The sequence below is a fragment of the Corynebacterium sphenisci DSM 44792 genome (assembly GCF_001941505.1).
Taxonomy (GTDB): domain Bacteria; phylum Actinomycetota; class Actinomycetes; order Mycobacteriales; family Mycobacteriaceae; genus Corynebacterium; species Corynebacterium sphenisci.
The window spans coordinates 194,383-209,113 of record NZ_CP009248.1; the positions used below are offsets into that span (position 1 = coordinate 194,383).

At 74.9% G+C, this 14,731-nt stretch carries 12 protein-coding genes, 1 tRNA gene and 1 pseudogene; 9 read left to right on the forward strand and 5 right to left on the reverse strand.

The features are described from left to right. Positions 1 to 18: 18 nt before the first annotated feature. The 3 genes and pseudogenes from CSPHI_RS12750 to CSPHI_RS11815 form a co-directional block, all read left to right on the forward strand. A complete protein-coding gene (locus CSPHI_RS12750) occupies positions 19 to 285 on the forward strand; it encodes a DUF4244 domain-containing protein (RefSeq protein WP_084210159.1) in 267 nt (88 codons plus the stop codon). Beyond that, entirely contained in the window at positions 282 to 635 is a 354-nt protein-coding gene (locus CSPHI_RS00875; RefSeq protein WP_075691075.1) for a TadE family type IV pilus minor pilin, read from the forward strand. Before CSPHI_RS12750 ends, CSPHI_RS00875 begins: the two co-directional genes overlap by 4 nt. After that, positions 632 to 946, forward strand: a pseudogene (locus CSPHI_RS11815) (Rv3654c family TadE-like protein); the annotation flags it as partial. The gene CSPHI_RS00875 and the pseudogene CSPHI_RS11815, both read left to right, overlap by 4 nt. Positions 947 to 957: 11 nt before the next feature. On the opposite strand, the gene CSPHI_RS00885 reads toward CSPHI_RS11815, so the two are convergent. Next, on the reverse strand, positions 958 to 3,330 hold the full coding sequence (locus CSPHI_RS00885) for a Zn-binding domain-containing protein (RefSeq protein WP_075691077.1): 2,373 nt from the start codon (positions 3,328 to 3,330) through the stop codon (positions 958 to 960). 202 nt (positions 3,331 to 3,532) lie between these two features. On the opposite strand from CSPHI_RS00885, the gene CSPHI_RS00890 reads away from it, so the two are divergent. Together CSPHI_RS00890 and topA are read left to right on the forward strand one after the other, a co-directional pair. Next, positions 3,533 to 3,736, forward strand: coding sequence for a cold-shock protein (locus tag CSPHI_RS00890; RefSeq protein ID WP_075691078.1), 204 nt, complete (start codon positions 3,533 to 3,535; stop codon positions 3,734 to 3,736). Positions 3,737 to 4,192: 456 nt separating this feature from the next. Then, the gene (topA, locus tag CSPHI_RS00895) at positions 4,193 to 7,165 is read left to right on the forward strand and encodes a type I DNA topoisomerase (protein ID WP_075691079.1); all 2,973 of its coding nucleotides are present in this window, start codon (positions 4,193 to 4,195) and stop codon (positions 7,163 to 7,165) included. A 41-nt stretch (positions 7,166 to 7,206) separates the two neighbouring features. On the opposite strand, the gene CSPHI_RS00900 is transcribed toward topA, so the two are convergent. Next, positions 7,207 to 8,730 carry an adenylate/guanylate cyclase domain-containing protein gene (locus CSPHI_RS00900; protein WP_075691080.1) on the reverse strand — a complete coding sequence of 508 codons (1,524 nt, stop codon included), beginning with the start codon at positions 8,728 to 8,730 and terminating at the stop codon, positions 7,207 to 7,209. Positions 8,731 to 8,804: 74 nt separating this feature from the next. Between CSPHI_RS00900 and CSPHI_RS00905 the strand changes: the two genes are divergently transcribed. The 4 genes from CSPHI_RS00905 (at position 8,805) to CSPHI_RS00920 (ending at position 12,528) form a co-directional block, all read left to right on the forward strand. Then, the gene (locus CSPHI_RS00905; protein ID WP_075691081.1) at positions 8,805 to 10,040 is read left to right on the forward strand and encodes a DNA polymerase III subunit delta'; all 1,236 of its coding nucleotides are present in this window, start codon (positions 8,805 to 8,807) and stop codon (positions 10,038 to 10,040) included. A gap of 79 nt (positions 10,041 to 10,119) precedes the next feature. Further along, positions 10,120 to 10,195: transfer RNA gene (locus CSPHI_RS00910), tRNA-Thr, on the forward strand. 97 nt (positions 10,196 to 10,292) lie between these two features. Then, entirely contained in the window at positions 10,293 to 11,540 is a 1,248-nt protein-coding gene (locus tag CSPHI_RS00915) for an MFS transporter (protein ID WP_075691082.1), read from the forward strand. Between the two features lie 49 nt (positions 11,541 to 11,589). Continuing rightward, positions 11,590 to 12,528, forward strand: coding sequence for an NAD-dependent epimerase/dehydratase family protein (locus CSPHI_RS00920; protein ID WP_075691083.1), 939 nt, complete (start codon positions 11,590 to 11,592; stop codon positions 12,526 to 12,528). A gap of 17 nt (positions 12,529 to 12,545) precedes the next feature. On the opposite strand, the gene CSPHI_RS00925 is transcribed toward CSPHI_RS00920, so the two are convergent. Genes CSPHI_RS00925 through CSPHI_RS00935 form a run of 3 tightly spaced genes read right to left on the reverse strand, consistent with a single transcriptional unit; the run spans position 12,546 to position 14,731 of the window. Further along, positions 12,546 to 13,610 carry a DsbA family protein gene (locus CSPHI_RS00925; protein WP_084210160.1) on the reverse strand — a complete coding sequence of 355 codons (1,065 nt, stop codon included), beginning with the start codon at positions 13,608 to 13,610 and terminating at the stop codon, positions 12,546 to 12,548. Positions 13,611 to 13,643: 33 nt separating this feature from the next. Further along, a complete protein-coding gene (locus CSPHI_RS00930) occupies positions 13,644 to 14,012 on the reverse strand; it encodes a DUF2304 domain-containing protein (RefSeq protein WP_075691084.1) in 369 nt (122 codons plus the stop codon). After that, a complete protein-coding gene (locus tag CSPHI_RS00935) occupies positions 14,009 to 14,731 on the reverse strand; it encodes a glycosyltransferase family 2 protein (protein ID WP_075691085.1) in 723 nt (240 codons plus the stop codon). The genes CSPHI_RS00930 and CSPHI_RS00935 overlap by 4 nt, the downstream gene beginning before the upstream one ends.

Genomic DNA, 14,731 nt, shown 5'->3' on the forward strand with positions numbered 1-14,731 from the left:
AGGAGAAGGGACACCATCATGACCGCGGCATTCGCCACCCCGTCCACGCCCGCCCGCCGCCCCGGCGCGGCGCCGCCACCGCCACCGCCACCGCCGCCGGCGGCGCGCCCGGCGGCCCGGCTGCGCGCCGTGCTCGCCGATGAGCGGGGCATGTCCACCGTGGAATACGCCATCGGGACCGTCGCGGCGGCGGCCTTCGGGGCGCTGCTCTACACGGTGGTCACCGGCGGGGAGATCACCCAGGCGCTCACCGGCATCATCGAGCGGGCGCTGAGCACCCGATGAGCCGCCGGCCGGCCGGGCCGCTCGGCGACCAGTCCGGGCAGGCCACCGTGGAGACCGCCTTCGGCATCGCCGCGCTGTGCGCGGTGCTGCCGGTGGCCCTCGGCGGGGCCGGGGCGGTGGCCGCGCAGCTGGCGGCCGCCGATCTCGCCGGCCAGGTCGCCCGGGCCGCCGCCCGCGGCCAGGAGGAGCTCGCCGCGGAGCTGCCCGGCCGGCTGGACCGGCGGGCCCGGGCGGAGACCACCCGCGCCGGCGGGCTGGTCACCGCCCGGGTCACCGTGCAGCTGCCGCTGCTCGACGTCACCGCCGAGGCCGTGGCCCTCGACGAGACGGCCCTCGGGCTGCCCGGATGAGGCCCGCCCCGCCCGGGCAGGCCGGCTCCACCACGGTGGGCGCCGCGCTGCTCATCGCCGCGGTGTGCGCCCTGGCGCTGACCCTGCTCGGGGCGGGCGGCGCCCTGGTGGACCGGCGCCGCGCCCAGGTCGCCGCGGAACTGGCGGCGGTGGCCGCCGCCGCGGCGGCGCAGGCCGGGGAGGCCGATCCCTGCGCCGTCGCGGCGCGGATCGCCCGGGCCAACCGGGCCCGGCTCACCGGCTGCCGCCGGATCGGCGAGGACGTGGCCGCATCCGCCGCCGTCGCCGGGCGCGCCGGGTCCGCCCGCGCCGGGCCGGCGGCTCAGCCGGCCGGGTCCGCCGCCCCGTCCTCGAGGCCGAAGCCCGCGGCCGCGGCCGCCCCGGCCAGGCCGTCGAGCACCCGCAGCGCCCCGGCCTTGTCCAGCGGCTCATTGCCGTTGCCGCATTTCGGGGACTGGATGCACGCCGGGCAGCCGGTCTCGCAGGGGCAGCCGGCGACCTGATCCCGGGTGGCGGCCAGCCAACGGCCCAGCGCCCGGTAGCCGCGTTCGGCGAACCCGGCCCCGCCGGCGTGCCCGTCGTAGACGAACACGGTGGGCAGCCCGGTGTCCAGGTGCAGGGCGGTGGACACCCCGCCGATGTCCCACCGGTCGCAGGTCGCCACCAGCGGCAGCATCCCGATCGCGGCATGCTCCGCGGCGTGCAGCGCCCCGGGCAGCCGCTCCCGGTCCACCCCCCAGCGGGTCAGGGTGGCCTCCCGCAGGGTCCAGGCCACCGCCCGGGTGGTGAGCACCTCCGGGGGATAGTCCAGGGGCACCGTGTCCAGCACCTCCCCGCCGGGCAGCCGGCGCAGGTAGGAGGTGACCCGGCGCTCCACCTCCACCTCGCACAGCCGCGCCCCCGCCCCGCCGGGCAGATCCACAGCCTCGACGGTGCCGAGCACCCGCAGCGCGGTGTCGGAGCGGGCGAAGGTGGACCAGGCGGGCCGCTCCGGGTGCACCAGGGCCAGCCCGGAGTCCAGGTCCAGCTCGTCGACGACGAAGCTCTCCCCCCGGTGCAGGTGCACCGCGCCCCGGTGCACCTGGGTCTTCGCCCGGGCGGCGTCGACGGTGCCGAGCAGCCGGCCGTCGGTGGCGTCGACGATCGCCACCTCCGCCTCGCCCCCGCCGCGCAGCCACACCCGGGCATGCGCCCCGGCCAGCTCCGGGCCGCCCTCCCGGGTGGGTCGGTCCACCGGGAACCAGCGGCCGCCGCGGCGGCGCAGCGAGCCCTCGGCGACCATCGCCGCGGCCACCTCCGCCGCGCCCCAGGCCGCCAGCTCCTCCCCGGTCAGCGGCCGCTCCGCGGCGGCGCAGTAGAGGTGCCCGCGCAGCACGTGCGGGTTGGCGGGGTCGAACACGGTGCGCTCCACCGGCCGCCCCAGCAGCGCCTCCGGATGGTGCACCAGATAGGAGTCCATCGGATCATCGCGGGCGATGAGCACCACCAGGCAGCCCTGGCCGCGTCGGCCGGCCCGGCCCGCCTGCTGCCGGAAGCTGGCCACGGTGCCGGGGAAGCCGGCCTGCACCACCGCGTCCAGGCCGCCGACGTCGATGCCCAGCTCCAGGGCGTTGGTGGCGGCCACCCCGACCAGCTCCCCGGAGTCCAGCCGGGCCTCGATGCCGCGGCGCTCCTCGGCGAGGTAGCCGGCCCGATAGGCCTCCACCCGCCCGGCGAGATCCGGCCGCCCGGCCTCGGCGAGACGCTCGCGCACGGCCAGCGCAATGGACTCGGCGCCGTGCCGGGAGCGGGCGAAGGTCAGGGTGCGCGCCCCCTCGGCGACCAGCCGGGCCATCAGCTCCGCGGCCTCGGCCCCGGCGCCGCGGCGCACCGGGGCGCCGTGCTCCCCGCCGGCGGCGTCGACCACCGCCGGCTCCCACAGCGCGATGGTGCGCTCCCCGGCCGGGGCGCCGTCGGCGGTGACCGCCTCCGCGGGCTCCCCGATGAGCGCCGCCAGGTGCCCGCCGGGGTCGGCGGAGGTCGCCGAGGCCGCCACCACCACCGGATCCGCGCCCAGCGCCCGGGCCAGGCGGAGCAGCCGGCGCAGGGTGAGCGCCACATTCGCCCCGAACACGCCCCGGTAGGCGTGGCATTCGTCGACGATGACGAAGCGCAGCCCGCGCAGCAGCCGGGCCCAGCGCTCATGGTGGCCGAGGATGCCCAGATGGAGCATGTCCGGGTTGGTGAACACCCACCGGGCCGCGTCGCGCACCACCCGGCGGGCCTCGGCGGGGGTATCCCCGTCGTAGGCGGCCACCCCCGCATCCGGGGCGGCCGCGGCGGCCAGCCCCCGGGCGCCGGCGAGCTGATCCGCGCCGAGCGCCTTCGTCGGCGACAGGTACAGCGCGCAGGCCCGCGGTTCGGCGGCCAGGGCGGTGAGCACCGGCAGCAGATAGCCGAGGGATTTGCCGCTGGCGGTGCCGGTGGCGACCACCACATGCCGCCCGGCATGGGCCGCCTCCGCGGTGGCGCACTGATGTGACCAGGGTTTTTCGATGCCCCGGGCGGCGAGCGCGGCGATCAGCGGCGCCGGCGCCCACTCCGGCCAGTCGGCGGTGCGCCCCGGCCGGGCGGGCAGATCGGCGACGTGGGTGAGCCGCGCCGGATCGGCTCCGGCGCCCGCCGCGGCGAGCAGTTCGCGGCCGAATCCGGTCATCGGCGGGCCTCCCTCCCGGGCCCCTCCGGCGCCCACGGCCGCGGCCCGCCCCGAGGGTATCGGGCCGGCCGGGCGCCCCGCGATCCGGAGTCCGCCGCGCGAAACGGCCCGCCGCGTGGCATGCTTACCTCAACGCACCGCCGGCCCATACGGGGACGGTGGCCCGCGTTTCTACATTTTCCAATCAAGGAGCAGTATTTTAATGGCACAGGGCACCGTCAAGTGGTTCAACTCGGAGAAGGGCTTCGGCTTCATCGCTCCGTCCGACGGCGGCAATGACGTCTTCGTTCACTACAGCGAGATCCAGGGCTCCGGCTTCAAGTCCCTCGAGGAGAACCAGCAGGTCGAGTTCGAGGTCGGCGAGGGCCAGAAGGGCCCGCAGGCCCTGAACGTCCAGCCGCTCTAGGCTCGACCGGACGCGAACTCCATGGCACGACCGTCCGCCTGAGATCGGCGGACCCGCGGGTGACGTGACCCCGCGACGATAGGAGGAGCCCGGCGCCCACGGCGCCGCTCCCGGTACCTGAATAGCACCGGCCGCCCCCGGCGGCCGACGATAGAGCCCCGGTGACGACCGGGGAGGCCCCACCCCCGACGGCGGTTCCCGCCCGGAGGAGGGGCCTTTGCCGTGCCCGGGGTGCACCTGCCCCGCGCCGGTGTTGCGGTGGCGGGCGCGCGAATGTGTACCGTATCCACGTAGGCGTCCGACACCGCCGCCGATGGCACCGCCCGGCGGCGGGGCGGGTGCCGGAGAAGTCCCCGGCAACCACCGGGGCGGCCGGCGCGGAGATGGCGAGCGTTCCATCGGCGGATCCGCCTGGCGTGGACCGCGTGACCTTGAAAGTCGTAGGGCAGATACCAGGTGGCAGACAACAAGGGCAGCAAACGCCTCGTGATCGTGGAGTCGGCGACGAAGGCCCGCAAGATCGCGCCCTATCTGGGCCCCGACTACATCGTCGAGGCCTCGGTGGGCCATATCCGGGATCTGCCCCGGGGCGCGGCGGATGTGCCGGCGAAGTACAAGAACGAGAAGTGGGCCCGGCTGGGCGTCAACGTCGACGACGGCTTCTCCGCCCTCTACGTGGTCAGCCCGGACAAGAAGAAGAAGGTCGCGGAGCTGAGGCGCCTGCTCAAGGAGGTCGACGAGCTCTACCTGGCCACCGACCCGGACCGGGAGGGCGAGGCGATCGCCTGGCATCTGCTGGAGGTGCTCAAGCCGAAGGTCCCGGTGCGCCGGATGGTCTTCCACGAGATCACCAAACCCGCCATCCTGGAGGCCGCGGCGAACACCCGGGAGCTCGACGAGAACCTCGTCGACGCCCAGGAGGCCCGCCGGATCCTGGACCGGCTCTACGGCTACGAGGTCTCCCCGGTGCTGTGGAAGAAGGTCATGCCGCGGCTGTCCGCCGGCCGCGTGCAGTCCGTGGCCACCCGGGTGATCGTGGAGCGCGAACGCGAGCGGATGGCCTTCATCCCCGCCGGCTACCACGACATCACCGCGGTCTTCGACGCCGGCGCCGGCGACGCCGCCGGCGGACCGCGCCGCTTCGAGGCCCGGATCTCCGCGGTCAACGGCGACCGGGTTGCCGCCGGCCGCGACTTCGACGACCGGGGCCGGCTGAAGAAGCCCTCCGGCGTGGTGGTGCTCGACGAGTCCGCGGCGACCACCCTGGCCGAGGCGGTGCGCGGCGGCGCCTTCGAGGTCGCCAAGGTGGAGGAGAAGCCCTACACCCGGCGGCCCTACCCGCCGTTCATGACCTCCACCCTGCAGCAGGAGGCCGGGCGGAAGCTGCACTACACCTCCGAGCGCACCATGCGGGTGGCCCAGCGGCTCTACGAGAACGGGCACATCACCTACATGCGCACCGACTCCACCACCCTGTCCCGCTCCGGGATCGACGCCGCCCGCGCCCAGGCCCGGGAGCTCTACGGCGCCGAGTACGTGCACGACACCCCCCGGCAGTACCAGCGCAAGGTGAAGAACTCCCAGGAGGCCCATGAGGCGATCCGGCCCGCCGGGGAGCGCTTCGCCACCCCCGGGGAGCTCGCCGGGGTGCTCGACGCCGAGGAGTTCAAGGTCTACGAGCTCATCTGGCGGCGCACCGTGGCCTCCCAGATGGCCGACGCCCGCGGCACCTCGATGAAGGTCACCGTCGGCGGGGAGGCCGCCGGCAACGCGGTGGAGTTCGCCGCCACCGGGCGCACCATCGTCTTCCCCGGCTTCCTCAAGGCCTACGTGGAGGACAGCGAGACCGGCGACGGGCGCAACGTCGCGGACAACGCGGAACGCCGGCTGCCGCGGCTGGCCGAGGGCGACGGGCTCACCGCCGCGGAGGCCGCCGCCGAGGGGCACGCGACCACCCCGCCGGCCCGTTACACCGAGGCCTCCCTGGTGAAGAAGATGGAGGAGCTGGGCATCGGCCGGCCCTCGACCTACGCCTCCATCATCAAGACCATCCAGGACCGCGGCTACGTCTACCCGCGGGGCAACGCCCTGGTGCCCTCCTGGGTGGCCTTCGCGGTCACCGGGCTGCTGGAGCAGAACTTCGCGGACCTGGTGGACTACGACTTCACCTCCACCATGGAGGACGAGCTGGACCAGATCGCCGCCGGCGACGAGGACCGCACCCGCTGGCTGGAGGCCTTCTACTTCGGCGCCGAGGACGCCGGCGGCGGCGGGGACACCGTCGCCGACCGGGGCGGGCTGAAGAACGTCATCGACGTCAACCTGGAGGCGATCGACGCCCGCCGGGTCAATTCGCTGCACGTCTTCGACGACGCCGAGGGCAACCCGGTGGTGGTGCGGGTCGGCCGCTTCGGCCCCTACCTGGAGCGGGTGCGCCCCGGCGCCGGGGAGGACGGCGCGGACCTGGTGCAGCGGGCGAACCTGCCGGAGTCGCTGACCCCCGACGAGCTGACCCCGGAGACCGCGGAGAAGCTGCTCGCGATGCCGCCGGGCGGCCGGGAGCTGGGCGTCAACCCCGCCAACGGGCGGATGGTGGTGGCCCGGGACGGCCGCTACGGCCCCTACGTCACCGAGCTGGTCACCGAGGCCGAGCGCGAGGGCGTCGAGGCGAAGGCGGAGGCGATCATCGCCGAGGAGCGCGCCGCCGAGGACGCGCAGCGGGCCGCGGAGGGCAAGCGGGCGAAGAACTGGGCCACGAAGACCGCGGCGAAGCAGAAGGAGAAGCGCACCGCCGAGATCATCGAGGAGACCCTCAAGCCCAAGACCGCCTCCCTGTTCGCCTCCATGGAGCCGGACACGGTGACCCTGGAGGACGCGCTGCGGCTGCTCTCCCTGCCCCGGGAGGTCGGGGTGGACCCCGCCGACGGGGAGCTGATCACCGCGCAGAACGGCCGCTACGGCCCCTATCTGCGCAAGGGCACCGACTCGCGCTCCCTGGCGGAGGAGGAGCAGCTGTTCACGATCACCCTGGAGGAGGCCCGGCGGATCTACGCCGAGCCGAAGCGCCGGGGCCGGGCGGCGGCGAAGCCGCCGCTGAAGCAGCTCGGCGACAACGACGTCTCCGGCCGGCCGATGTCGGTCAAGGACGGCCGCTTCGGCCCCTACGTCACCGACGGGGAGACCAACGCCTCCCTGCGCAAGGGCGACACCCCGGAGACGATCACCGACGCCCGGGCCTGCGAGCTGCTCTCCGAGCGCCGGGCCAAGGACGCGGCGAACCCGGCGAAGAAGACCGCGAAGCGGCCCGCGAAGAAGGCGGCCAAGAAGACCGCGAAGAAGCCGGCGAAGAAGGCCGCGAAGAAGGCGACCCGCTCCTCCGGGGCGCCGACCCTGACCAAGCGCACCGTGGGCCGCCGGCCCCGCGGCTGAGCCGCGCCGCACCCGGCCGTCCCCGCCCGGGGCGGGGCGGGTCAGCTGCGGTCGGCCAGGGTGGGCCGGATCGGCCGGGCCAGCTGGGTCATGTGCTTGCGCCCGCGCAGCTCCACCGACTTCAGCGAGGTCCACCGGGCCTGCTCGTCATCATGGGCGCGGCGCACCGTCGCCGCGGTGGCCAGCACCCCGCCCGGGGTGTCCTTGGCCAGTTCGGTCAGCCGGGCGGCCTGGTTCACCGCATCGCCGATCACGGTGTACTCGAAACGGTCCCGGGCGCCGATGTGCCCGGCCACGACATGGCCGGCGGCGACCCCGATTCCCGCGGAGAGGGTCAGATCGCGCAGCTCCTGGCGCAGCTCCCGGGCCGCGGCGAGGGCGTGCCCGGCGGCGTCGTCCAGCGGCAGCGGGGCGCCGAAGACGGCGAGGGCGGCATCGCCCTGGAACTTGTTGATGATCCCGCGGTTGCGGTGCACGCAGTCCACGACATGCTCGAAGAAGGCGTTGAGCTCGCGCACCACCGTCTCCGGGGGATTGTCCACCGCGAACTTCGTGGAGCCGATCACGTCCACGAAGAGCACCGCCACCAGGCGGTCCTCCCCGCCGAGGGTGGGCTTCTCCTCCAGGGCCTTGCGGGCCACCTCCGCGCCGACGTAGCGGCCGAAGAGATCGCGCACCCGCTGCCGTTCCCGCAGCCCGCGCATCATCTCGTTGAACCCGGCCTGCAGCACCCCCATCTCGGAGCCGTCGTAGATCGGCACCCGGATCTCGGTGTCCCCGCGGCGCACCCGGTTCACCGCCTCGGTGAGGTCCCGGATCGGGTCCACGATGGACATCGACATCAGCATGGTGCCCACCACCCCGGTGATCACCGCCACCGAGGCCAGCACCGTGATCGCCGGGATCACGTCCGCGCCGTCGTCGGTGAAGAAGCCCCGGTCCTGGGCGATGAGCACCAGCAGGATGCCCACCGCGGGCACCCCGGAGGTGAGCAGCCAGGTCAGCAGCAGCCGCTGGGACACCGGCGGCTCCAGGGACTCCTCCGGCATCTGCCGGGTGAGCACCTCGGTGGCCACCGGGCGCACCAGCCGCTCGGCGATGAAGTAGGTCATCAACGCCACGATCGCCCCGCCCAGGCCGGAGGTGATCGCCACCACCGCGCCGAGCCGGGGATCCTGGGCGGTGGCGATCGCGCCGAAGGCGATCACCCCGATCATCCAGATCACCGCCCCCAGGATCGCCTGGTAGACGGGGATCCGCAGCACCAGCCTGCGCACCGAGGCCGGCCGGATCCGGTCCCGGTGCCGCTGCCAGATGAGCACCCGCCGGAAGAGCACGTAGGTGGTGGCGATGCCGGCGACCACCGCGACGATGATGTAGCCGGTGAGCCCCGCCACGATCGGCGCGGGCAGCTCCACGAAGCCGGTGAGCCCCTCCAGGGGCAGCAGGGTGAGGAAGAGGCCCACGCCCAGGGCGCCGCCGAGGTTGCACAGGAAGATCCCGGCGGCGTACGCCGGCCACGGCGTCCGCCGGATCCACAGGAGGTATCTCCACAGTCTGCGCATGCCGTCCACCATATCCGCCCCGGCGGAACCGGTTCCGCGGGTTCACCGACCCCGCCGGCGCTAGGCTGGGCCGCATGGACTCCACCGCCGTGCTCAGCCGGGTCCCCGCCGCCGCGGGGGTGCGCGATCGGCTCCGCGCCGCGGTGCTCGACGCCCGGGGCCGGCTCGCCGGGGCGGCGCCGGCGGGGGCGCTGACCCACTCCTGGCTCTTCACCGGCCCACCCGGGTCGGGGCGCTCCACCGCCGCCTACGCCTTCGCCGCCGCCCTGCTGTGCACCGACCCGGACGACCCCGGCTGCGGGCGCTGCGAGGGCTGCCGCACCGCCCTGGCGGGCACCCATGCGGAGCTGCTCCGGGTGACCACGGACGCCAACCAGTTCCTGCTGCCGTATATCCGGGGCGAGGTGATCCCCTGGCTCTACCGGCGGCCCACCACGGCGGCCTGGCGGGTCGCGGTGGTCGAGGACGCCGACCGGCTGCACACCCGCGGCGGGGAGGACAGGTGCGCCAATGCCCTGCTGAAGGTGGTGGAGGAGCCCCCGGAGCGCACCATCATCGTCTTCTGCGCGCCGAGCACCGATCCGGCGGACTTCTCGGTGACCCTGCGCTCGCGCTGCCGGCATGTGCACCTGCCCACCCCCGCGGTGGCGGACATCGCCGGGCTGCTGCGCGCCGAGCAGCCGGAGTTGCCCGCCGAGCAGGTGGACTGGGCCGCCGCGGTGTCCGCCGGCCATATCGGCCGGGCCCGGGGGCTGCTGCTCGACGAGGACACCCGCGCCTGGCGGGGCCGGGCCCTGGACCTGGTGGAGGCGGTGTTCGACCCCTCCGGGGGCTATCTGCGGGCCCGGGACATGGGGGAGCTGGCCGCCGATCTGCCGAAGCGGCATTTCGCCGAACTCGAGGAGCGGGAGCTCTCCGAACTGGGGGAGTCCCTGGGCATCGGGGCCCGCGGCCGCGGCGCCCAGGCCGCCACCCGGGGCACGAAGCACCTGTTCAAGGAGCTGGAGGAGCAGCAGAAGCGCCGGCGGGACCGGATGGGCCGGGATCTGCTGGACCAGGCGCTGACCGATATCGCCATGCTGTACCGGGACGCGCTCACCGCCGCCCTCGGCGCCGGATCCGCCCCGCTGGTGCCGGACCGGGCGCGCACCGCCGCGGACCTGGCCCGGCGGCTGCCCCCGGAGGCCCTGCTGCACTGCATCGACGCGGTCACCGCGGCCCGGGGGCAGCCGGTGCAGGTGCGGCCCACGGTGATCCTCACCGCCCTGGTCGGCTCCCTGCAGCGGCTGGGCCGGGTCGGCGTGCGCTGAGCCGGCCGGCGGTTTTTGGCCGCCCCGGGCTCTGCGGTAGCATCCTGCACGTGCCCGGGCGGCGATCCCGCCCGGCCGCGCCGCCTTAGCTCAGTCGGTAGAGCGCTTCACTCGTAATGAAAAGGTCGCGAGTTCGATTCTCGCAGGCGGCTCCACCCGCCCCCGCCCCGTCACCGGCCCCGCCGGCGGCGGGGCGGGGGCGATCCGGGGTGCCGGGCCCGGCCGCCGCGGCGCCATCGTAGAGTGTGCGCCATGTCACCCACGAAAGATGCGCGCGCGGCCGCGCCGGCCCGGCGGTACTGGCTGCCGGTGGCCCTCACCGTCTTCGCCGTCGCCTGGGGCGGCAACCAGTTCACCCCGCTGATGGTGATGTACCGGCTCGAGGGGGAGCTGAACCTGGTCTTCGTGGACCTGCTGCTGCTCGTCTACGCCCTCGGCATCGCCCCGGCGCTGCTGATCTCCGGGCCGCTGTCGGACGGCTTCGGCCGCAAACCGGTGATGATCTCCGCCCCGGTGCTGTCCATCCTCGGCTCGGTGCTCATCGCCCTCGGCGAGACCACCGGCCCGCTGCTGCTCGCCGGCCGGTGGCTCTCCGGGGCGGGGGTGGGCGTGGCGATGGCCGTGGGCGGCTCCTGGGTCAAGGAGCTCTCCACCGCCCGCTTCGACCCCTCCGCGAAGGCCACCTCCGGGGCCAAACGCCAGTCCATGGCGCTGACCTCCGGCTTCGGCGTCGGCGCCGGGGTGGCCGGCACCCTCGCCCAGTTCGCGCCGCTGCCCGGGCAGCTGCCCTATCTGCTGCACATCCTGCTCACCCTGCCGCTCATCCTGGCGCTGCTGCCGGTGCCGGAGACCCGGCAGTCCCCGGCCGGCCGGGACCGGGCCGCGGTGCTCGCCGCGCTGCGCACCCCCTCGGTGGCCCATCCCCGGTTCCTGCTCATCGCCGCCCCGGCGGCGCCCTGGGTGTTCGGCGCCGCCGGGGTGGCCTACGCGATCATCCCCTCCCTGATGCAGGGCCAGGTGGGCCGGCCGGTGTTCTTCTCCGCGCTCATCACCTTCTTCGCCCTGCTCTTCGGCTTCGCCATCCAGCAGGTGGGCCCGGCCATCGCCTCGGACCGCTCCGCCCGCGGCACCCTGGTCGCCCTGGGCATCGTGATCGCCGGGATGGGCCTGGCCGCGTGGATGGCGGCGCACCCGTCCATCCCGGCGGCGGTGGTCGCCGCCCTGGTGCTGGGCATGGGCTACGGCCTGACCATGTTCACCGGGCTCAACGAGGTGCAGCGGATCGCCGGGCCCCGGGATCTGGCGGGGCTGACCGGCATCTTCTACTGCCTGACCTACATCGGCTTCGCCTTCCCTGCGATCCTGACCAAGGCCTCGGCGAGCCGGGAGTGGCTGACCTACCCGGTGATGCTCGGCGCCGGGCTGGTCATCGCGGCGGCGACGATGGCGGTGGTGGCGGCCAATTCCCGCCGCCATCTGCCGACCGCCGGCGCCGACTAGGCCGGCGATTCCGGTGGCGACGGCCGGGGCCGGGCCCTAGTCTGTGCCCATGCAGACCATGGTCACCGGCGGCGCCGGCTTCATCGGATCCCATCTCGTCGATCGGCTCATCGCCGAGGGGCATTCGGTGGTCGCCGTCGACGATCTCTCCCGGGGCCGGGAGGCGAACCTCGCCGGCGCCGCCGCGGCGGCCGGGGACCGGCTGGAGCTGGTGGTCGCGGATCTGCGGGAGGCGGATCTGGACGCCCTGGTGGGCCGGGTCCGCCCGGAGGTGATCTTCCACCTCGCCGCGCAGGTCGACGTGCGCGCCTCGGTGGCCGACCCGGTCGCCGACGCGGAGCTCAACGTGCTGGCCACGGTGCGCCTGGCGGAGGCGGCCCGGCGCCATGGGGTGCGCAAGATCGTGCACACCTCCTCCGGGGGCTCGGTCTACGGCGCCCCGGAGGCGCTGCCGGTGTCCGAGGCGACCCCGGTCAACCCGATGAGCCCCTACGCGGCGGCGAAGCTGGCGGGGGAGAGCTACCTCAACGTGTTCCGGCACCTCTACGGGCTGGACTGCACGCACATCGCCCCGGCGAACGTGTACGGGCCCCGGCAGGACCCGCATGGCGAGGCCGGGGTGGTCGCCATCTTCGCGGGCCGGCTGCTCGCCGGCCGGCCCACCCGGGTGTTCGGGGACGGCTCCAACACCCGCGACTACGTCTACGTCGGCGATGTGGTGGACGCCTTCGTCCGCGCCGCCGGGGAGGTCGCCGGGGGGATGCGGCTGAACATCGGCACCGGGGTGGAGACCTCCGACCGGCGGCTGCACACCCTGGTCGCCGAGGCCGCCGGCGCCGCCGATGAGCCGGAGCTCGCCCCGGCCCGGCTGGGCGACGTGCCCCGCAGCGCCCTGGACGCGCAGCTGGCCCGGGAGCTGCTCGGCTGGGCCCCGCGGGTGGAGCTCGCCGAGGGCGTGGCCCGCACCGTGGCCTATTTCCGGGACTGAGCCGGCGCCGGCGCCGGCTACCGGCCCTCGTCGCCCATCCGGGCCTTGAGCAGCGCGGTCTCGATGGCGAAGCGGAACGCCTCCCAGGGCTGCGCCCCGGAGATCACCCGATCGCCGACCACGATGGTGGGGGTGGCGGACAGGCCGAGGCTGGCGCCCCACTGGCTGGCCTCGCGCACCGGCTCGGCGTAGACGCCCTCCGCCAGGTCCCGCCGGAAGGCGTCGAGGTCGCCGACCCCGGCGGCCTCGGCGATCTCCACCAGGTCGGACTCCTCGAACTCGGGGTGGCCCCGGCCGCGTTTGGCGGCGGCGTCGAAGATCTCGGCCTGGAACTCGGCGAAGCGGCCCTGCGCCGCCGCGGCCCGGCCGGCCTGGGCGGCGGCCTCGGACTTCTCGCCCTGCAGCGCCAGGTCGTTCCACTCCAGGCGGACCAGGCCGCGCTCCACGTAGGTCTCGATGATCCGCGGCTCGGTCTCGTTGGCGAACACCGCGCAGAAGGGGCATTCGAAATCGGAGAACACCGAGACCACCACGGGCGCGTCCACCGCCCCGAGGGCGAAGGGGTCCCGCGGATCCCGGCGGTGGATCCGGTCGATGTCCTCCGGGCCGGTGATCGGCTCGCCCCCGCGGGGGCCGTGGACGGTGGCGTCGAAGGAGCCGTCCTCCGCCGCCACCGGGGCGGCCTGGCCGCGGCCCGGGGTGGCGGCGGCGTAGTTCACGCCCTCCTCCCCGCCGGCCGGGCCGGCGGTCTGCACCCCGACCAGGTAGCCGATCCCGGTGCACACCAGCAGCAGGGCGCCGACCACCGCCCACACCAGGGCGGGCACCGCGCGCAGCTGCGCGCCGATCCCGGATCCGGTGTCGGCGGCGTCCGCCCCGGTGCCCGCCCCGGTGGCCGCGGCCCCCGGATCGGCGGCGCCGTCGGCGTCCGCGGCGTCCGCGGGCGCGGTCGGGGCCGCCCCGTCGGGGACGGGCGCCGGCTCGGCGGGCTCGGCGGGCTCGGCCGGCCGCGCGGCGGGCTCGGCCGGCTCGCGGGGGTCGCGGGGGTCGCTGGGATCGCGGGGATCGTCGGGATGGCTCATGGGCGCCATTGTGCCGCACCGGCCCCGGGCGGCTCACACCCCGTCGCGGGGCAGCTCCTCCTCCGGGGCGACCGCGGCCTGCAGCGCCACCGCCCGGGCCAGCCGGGCGTAGCGCAGCTCCAGCTCCCGGAAGCGGATGTAGGAGCTCACCGTGACGAACACGAAGGCCACGGTGACCAGGTAGAGCAGCAGATCGGTGCCCCGGTTCACGCCGACCAGGTTGGCCACCACGGTGAGATCGTCGGGGCGCAGCACCGCCCAGATCCCGAAGGCGATGAACACCACGAAGCCCAGCTTCACCCCCGCCTTGGCCCGGGCCTTGCGCCGGTTGGCCAGGAAGTAGGTCATCAGCACCAGCACCGCGGCCAGCAGCAGCACCTGGAAGACGGTCGCCCCGGTCACGGCAGTCTCCTGGAGATGATCCCGTCGGCGAGGATGTTCACCCCGTTGAGCAGGGACTGGCCCTTGGCCATGGAGTACTCGGTGTAGAGGATCTCCACCGGCTGCTCCGCGGTGCGCCAGCCGTGGCGGTGCATCAGGGAGACGAACTCCCCGGCGTGGCTCATCCCGTTCATGCGCAGGTTCAGCGCGCAGGCCACCCGCCGGTTGAAGGCGCGCAGCCCGTTGTGCGCGTCGGTCAGGCCCAGCCGCCGGGAGGCCGGGGACATCGCCGCGGCGGTGCGCAGCACCAGCCGCTTCAGCCGCGGCACCCGGGCCCGGTGCGCCGGGTCGCCGAAGCGGGTGCCCACGATGATGTCCACCGGTTCGGCGCGCAGCCGGGCCACCATCGCCGCCACATCGGCGACCTGGTGCTGGCCGTCGGCGTCGAAGGTGACGAAGTACCGCGCGCCCGGGCGGCGCCGGGCGTACTCCACCCCGGTCTGGATCGCCGCGCCCTGGCCCAGGTTCACCGGGTGGCGCACCAGATGCGCCCCGGCGGCGTGGATCTCCCGGTGCGAGCCGTCGGCGGAGCCATCGTCCACGGCGACGATGTTCGGGAAGGTCCGCCGGGCCCGCTCCAGCACCCCGCGGATCACCTCCGCCTCGTTGAAGCAGGGCACGATGAGCCAGGTGTCCCGGTTGTCCGGGGTCGGTTCGACGGGCTCGGCGGGATCGTTCAT

Excerpts from the sequence above, each read along its gene's own strand:
- CSPHI_RS12750 (WP_084210159.1), top strand. The coding sequence starts at position 19 with ATGACCGCGGCATTCGCCACCCCGTCCACGCCCGCCCGCCGCCCCGGC.
- CSPHI_RS00875 (WP_075691075.1), top strand. The coding sequence starts at position 282 with ATGAGCCGCCGGCCGGCCGGGCCGCTCGGCGACCAGTCCGGGCAGGCC.
- CSPHI_RS00885 (WP_075691077.1), bottom strand. The coding sequence starts at position 3,330 with ATGACCGGATTCGGCCGCGAACTGCTCGCCGCGGCGGGCGCCGGAGCC.
- CSPHI_RS00890 (WP_075691078.1), top strand. The coding sequence starts at position 3,533 with ATGGCACAGGGCACCGTCAAGTGGTTCAACTCGGAGAAGGGCTTCGGC.
- CSPHI_RS00900 (WP_075691080.1), bottom strand. The coding sequence starts at position 8,730 with ATGCGCAGACTGTGGAGATACCTCCTGTGGATCCGGCGGACGCCGTGG.
- CSPHI_RS00905 (WP_075691081.1), top strand. The coding sequence starts at position 8,805 with ATGGACTCCACCGCCGTGCTCAGCCGGGTCCCCGCCGCCGCGGGGGTG.
- CSPHI_RS00915 (WP_075691082.1), top strand. The coding sequence starts at position 10,293 with ATGTCACCCACGAAAGATGCGCGCGCGGCCGCGCCGGCCCGGCGGTAC.
- CSPHI_RS00920 (WP_075691083.1), top strand. The coding sequence starts at position 11,590 with ATGCAGACCATGGTCACCGGCGGCGCCGGCTTCATCGGATCCCATCTC.
- CSPHI_RS00925 (WP_084210160.1), bottom strand. The coding sequence starts at position 13,610 with ATGAGCCATCCCGACGATCCCCGCGATCCCAGCGACCCCCGCGACCCC.
- CSPHI_RS00935 (WP_075691085.1), bottom strand. The coding sequence starts at position 14,731 with ATGAACGATCCCGCCGAGCCCGTCGAACCGACCCCGGACAACCGGGAC.